Here is a 4,263-nt window from a genome sequence, read left to right on the forward strand (position 1 = left end):
TCGGCCAGCAGCACGTTCATGTGTCCCGGCATGCGCCCGGCCACCGGGTGGATGGCGTATTTCACCTCCACCCCGGCGGCCTTCAGCAGGTCCGCCATCTCGCGCAGCGCATGCTGCGCCTGCGCCACCGCCATGCCGTAGCCGGGCACAATGATCACCTTGGAGGCGTTCTTCATCAGGTAGCCGGCATCGTCCGCGGCGCCCTGCTTGACCGGCCGCGTCTCCTCCTCGCCAGAGGCCGCCGCGGCGCTGTCGCCGCCGAACCCGCCCAGGATCACCGAGATGAAGCTGCGGTTCATCGCCTTGCACATGATGTAGCTGAGGATGGCGCCCGACGAGCCGACCAGCGCTCCGGTGATGATCAGCGCCGTATTGCCCAGCGTGAAGCCGATGCCCGCCGCCGCCCAGCCCGAGTAGGAGTTCAGCATCGACACCACCACCGGCATGTCGGCGCCGCCGATCGGGATGATCATCAACACGCCCAGCACCAGCGACAGGATGGTGATCAGCCAGAACAGCCAGGGATTGGCGGTGAGGAAGAAGGCGATGATCAGCACCACCAGCAGCGCGCCGAGGCCGGCATGCAGCATGTGCCGGTTGGGCAGGATGATCGGCTTGCCACTCATGTTGCCGTTGAGCTTGAGGAAGGCGATCACCGAGCCGGTGAAGGTGAAGGCGCCGATGGCGACGCCGATGCTCATCTCGATCAGGCTCTGGGCGTGGATATGCCCGGCTTCGCCGATGCCGAAGCTCTCGGGCGCGTAGAGCGCCGCCGCGGCGACGAACACCGCGGCAAGGCCCACCAGCGAGTGGAAGGCCGCCACCAGCTGCGGCATGTCGGTCATCTTCACCTGGCGCGCCATCACCGCGCCGATGCCGCCGCCGATGGCGAGGCCGCCCAGGATCAGCGCCCAGCTGAGCAGGTCGCGGGGACCGGCTACCGCCAGCGTCGTCAGCACGGCAATCGTCATGCCGATCATGCCGAAATTGTTGCCCTGCCGCGCCGAGGCCGGGCTCGACAGCCCGCGCAGGGCGAGGATGAACAGCACACCCGCAACGAGGTAGAGGATAGCGGCGATATTGGCGTCGATCATGGCCTAGCTCTTCTTCTTGTACATCGCCAGCATGCGCTGCGTGACGAGGAAGCCGCCGAAGATGTTGACGCTGGCGAGGATCAGCGCCAGGAACCCGAAGATCTTGGCCGTCCAGTTGGGCTCGCCCACCTGGTTGACCCCGACCGCGAGCAGCGCGCCCACCACGATCACCGAGGAGATGGCATTGGTGACGCTCATCAGCGGCGTGTGCAGCGCCGGCGTCACCGACCAGATGACGAAATAGCCCACGAAGATGGCGAGCACGAAGATCGCCAGCTGGAAGATGAAGGGATCGATCGCGCCCATCAGATGGAGTCCTTCTTGTCGGCCGCGCCGGTCTTGGCGGGTTCGGCGGGGGTGACGTCGTCGGCGGCAGCGGCGGGGGCCTCGCCCGGAGTGGACTTCTCGGCGGCTCCGGTCTTGGCCGGATCGGCCGCGACCGGCGCCTCGAGCGGCGTCGCGCCCGGCACCTTGATGTTGGGATGCACCACCGCGCCGCCGCGGGTCAGCACCGTCGCCTTGACCAGCTCGTCGTCCCAGTTGATGGCGAGCTTCTTTTCCTTCTTGTCGATCAGCGTCTCGAGGAAGGACACGAGGTTGCGCGCGTAGAGCTGGCTGGCCGAGGTGGCGAGCCGCCCCGGCACGTTGAGATGGCCGATGATCGTCACGCCATTGGCCGTCGTCGCGACCTTGCCCGGCTGCGTCACCTCGACATTGCCGCCGCGCTCCGCCGCGAGGTCGACGATCACCGAGCCAGGGGCCATCGATTCGACCATTGCCCGGCTCACCAGCTTGGGGGCCGGCCGTCCCGGGATCAGCGCCGTGGTGATGACGATGTCCTGCTTGGCGATGTGACCGGCGACCAGCGCCGCCTGCGCCGCCTGCTCGTCCTGCGTCAGTTCGCGCGCATAGCCGCCCGAACCCGAGGCGTCCTTCAGCGCGTCCGTCATGATGAACTTGGCGCCCAGCGATTCGACCTGTTCGCCGGCCGCCGCCCGCACGTCGGTGGCGGTGACCACCGCGCCGAGCCGCTTGGCCGTGGCGATGGCCTGCAGGCCCGCGACGCCGGCGCCCATCACGAACACCTTGGCGGGGCGCACCGTCCCGGCCGCGGTCATCATCATCGGCATGGCCCGGTCGAAGGCCCCGGCCGCGTCGATCACCGCCTGGTAACCGGCCAGGTTCGCCTGGCTCGACAGCACGTCCATCACCTGCGCACGGGTGATGCGCGGCATGAACTCCATCGCGATCGCCGTCAGTCCGACCTTGGCATAGCCGCCGATCTCGCCCTCGCTACCATAGGGATCCATGATCCCCACGACCAGCGCGCCGGGCGTGATGCCGAGCAGGCTGCCGACCGACGGGCGGCGCACGGCGAGGACGATCTCGGCGTCCTTGACCGTCGCGGCGGCCGGACCGACGCTGGCCCCGGCGGCCGCGTAGTCCGCATCTGGGAACCGCGCGGCATCGCCCGCCCCGGCCTCGATCGCCACCGTCGCGCCCAGCCCGATCAGCTTGGCGACGGTTTCCGGCGTCGCAGCGACGCGGGTTTCCCCGTCGGCGCGCTCTCGCAGCACTGCTATCTTCATCGACGTCTCCAGATCGTTCGCCCGGGGCGCCGGAGACGCCGCGCGGCGTGCCTGCGCTGTTCCTAGGCGGAGCGGCGCTTGCCCATCATCGACTGCGCCACCGGCACGACGACCATCAGCACCAGCAGCACGGCGCCCAGCACCGGCTGGCCGGCCTCGATGAAGCAGAACAGCGCCAGCACCAGGAAGGCCATCGACACGATGCCGGCCTTCACCAGGGTGAGGAACCCGCCATAGGTGGCGTTGTGCTGGGCATAGTCCATCGCCGGAACATCGGCGGCGGGGGCGGTGGGTTTCTTGGCCATCGGGTCCTCTAGGCGGTTTCAGTTCGGCGAAGTGGCTTCCAGCTCGCCGATCAGCCGCTCGATCATCGAGAGCCCCAGCGACCAGAATTGGGGATCGCGCGCATCCAGCCCGAACGGCTTGAGCAATTCGGAATGATGCTTGCTGCCCCCTGCCCTGAGCAGCTCCAGATAACGCTCTGCGAAGCCCTCGGACGACTTCTCATACTGTGCATAGAGGGAGTTCACAAGACAGTCGCCGAAGGCATAGGCGTACACGTAGAAGGGCGAGTGGATGAAGTGCGGGATATAGGCCCAGAAGATGTCGTATCCCTCGTTCAGCCGGATCGCCGGCCCGAGGCTCTCGGCGGCCACGCCCAGCCAGATTTCGTTGAGTTCGGCGGTCGTCAGCTCGCCCTGCCGGCGTCGGGTGTGGACCTCGCGCTCGAAGCTGTAGAAGGCAATCTGTCGCACCACCGTGTTGAGCATGTCCTCCACCTTGCTCGACAGCATGGCGAAGCGCTGCTTCGGGTCGGTGGTCTTGTCCAGCATCGAGCGGAAGGTCAGCATCTCGCCGAACACCGAGGCCGTTTCGGCCAGCGTCAGCGGCGTCGGCGCCATCAGCGCGCCCTGCCCGCCCGCCAGCACCTGGTGCACCCCGTGCCCGAGTTCGTGCGCGAGCGTCATCACGTCGCGGGCCTTGCCCAGGTAGTTGAGCATCAGGTACGGGTGCGCCGACGGCACCGTCGGGTGCGCGAAGGCGCCGGGCGACTTGCCCGGCTTGGTCGGCGCGTCGATCCAGCCCCTCTCGAAGAAGGGCTGCGCGATCTCGACCAGCTTGGGCGAGAACCGGCCATAGGCCTCGAGCACGGTGTCCGTGGCGCTCCGCCAATCGTAGACCCGCTCATCGGCCGTCGGCAGCGGCGCGTTGCGGTCCCAGGCATTGAGCTGCGCCTTGCCGAACCACTTCGCCTTCATGGCGTAGTACTTGTGGCTCAGCCGCGGATAGGCCGCCTTCACCGCGCCGTGCAGCGCATCCACCACCTCGCGCTCCACCGAGTTCTCGAGGTGCCGGCTGTCGGCAATGTCCTTGAAGCCGTGCCAGCGGTCGGAGATTTCCTTGTCCTTGGCCAGGACGTTGGTGATGTGCGTGAACAGCCGCTCGTTGCCGCGCAGCGTCCGCGATATCCCGTTGAACGCCGCCTCGCGCTTGGTCTCGTCCCGATCGGACAGCAGGTTGAGAATGCTCTCGAGGTTCATCTCCTCGCCGAGCGCCTCGAACTTGAGGCTCGCCATGGT

General features: G+C 67.6%; 5 protein-coding genes. All 5 read right to left on the reverse strand.

Annotated features, from left to right (window positions below; all coding sequences use genetic code 11):
- Nucleotides 1–1,091: NAD(P)(+) transhydrogenase (Re/Si-specific) subunit beta (locus ACE3TU_RS19645; RefSeq protein WP_374627316.1), on the reverse strand; the 1,091-nt coding region annotated here is incomplete at its 3' end.
- Between the two features lie 6 nt (nucleotides 1,092–1,097).
- Nucleotides 1,098–1,400, reverse strand: a complete 303-nt coding sequence (locus tag ACE3TU_RS19650) for a proton-translocating transhydrogenase family protein (RefSeq protein ID WP_374627318.1) — start codon at nucleotides 1,398–1,400, stop codon at nucleotides 1,098–1,100.
- Nucleotides 1,400–2,683 (reverse strand): Re/Si-specific NAD(P)(+) transhydrogenase subunit alpha, encoded by a 1,284-nt coding sequence (locus tag ACE3TU_RS19655; RefSeq protein ID WP_374627320.1) that lies wholly within the window; start codon nucleotides 2,681–2,683, stop codon nucleotides 1,400–1,402. The genes ACE3TU_RS19650 and ACE3TU_RS19655 overlap by 1 nt, the downstream gene beginning before the upstream one ends.
- Nucleotides 2,684–2,745: 62 nt before the next feature.
- Entirely contained in the window at nucleotides 2,746–2,988 is a 243-nt protein-coding gene (locus ACE3TU_RS19660) for an aa3-type cytochrome c oxidase subunit IV (protein ID WP_374627322.1), read from the reverse strand.
- Nucleotides 2,989–3,006: 18 nt separating this feature from the next.
- A partial coding sequence (locus tag ACE3TU_RS19665) for a M3 family oligoendopeptidase (RefSeq protein ID WP_374627324.1) occupies nucleotides 3,007–4,263 on the reverse strand: 1,257 nt, incomplete at its 5' end.

Origin of the sequence: Devosia sp. (assembly GCF_041917035.1) — a bacterium.
GTDB lineage: Bacteria > Pseudomonadota > Alphaproteobacteria > Rhizobiales > Devosiaceae > Devosia_A.

Excerpts from the sequence above, each read along its gene's own strand:
- ACE3TU_RS19650 (WP_374627318.1), bottom strand. The coding sequence starts at position 1,400 with ATGGGCGCGATCGATCCCTTCATCTTCCAGCTGGCGATCTTCGTGCTC.
- ACE3TU_RS19655 (WP_374627320.1), bottom strand. The coding sequence starts at position 2,683 with ATGAAGATAGCAGTGCTGCGAGAGCGCGCCGACGGGGAAACCCGCGTC.
- ACE3TU_RS19660 (WP_374627322.1), bottom strand. The coding sequence starts at position 2,988 with ATGGCCAAGAAACCCACCGCCCCCGCCGCCGATGTTCCGGCGATGGAC.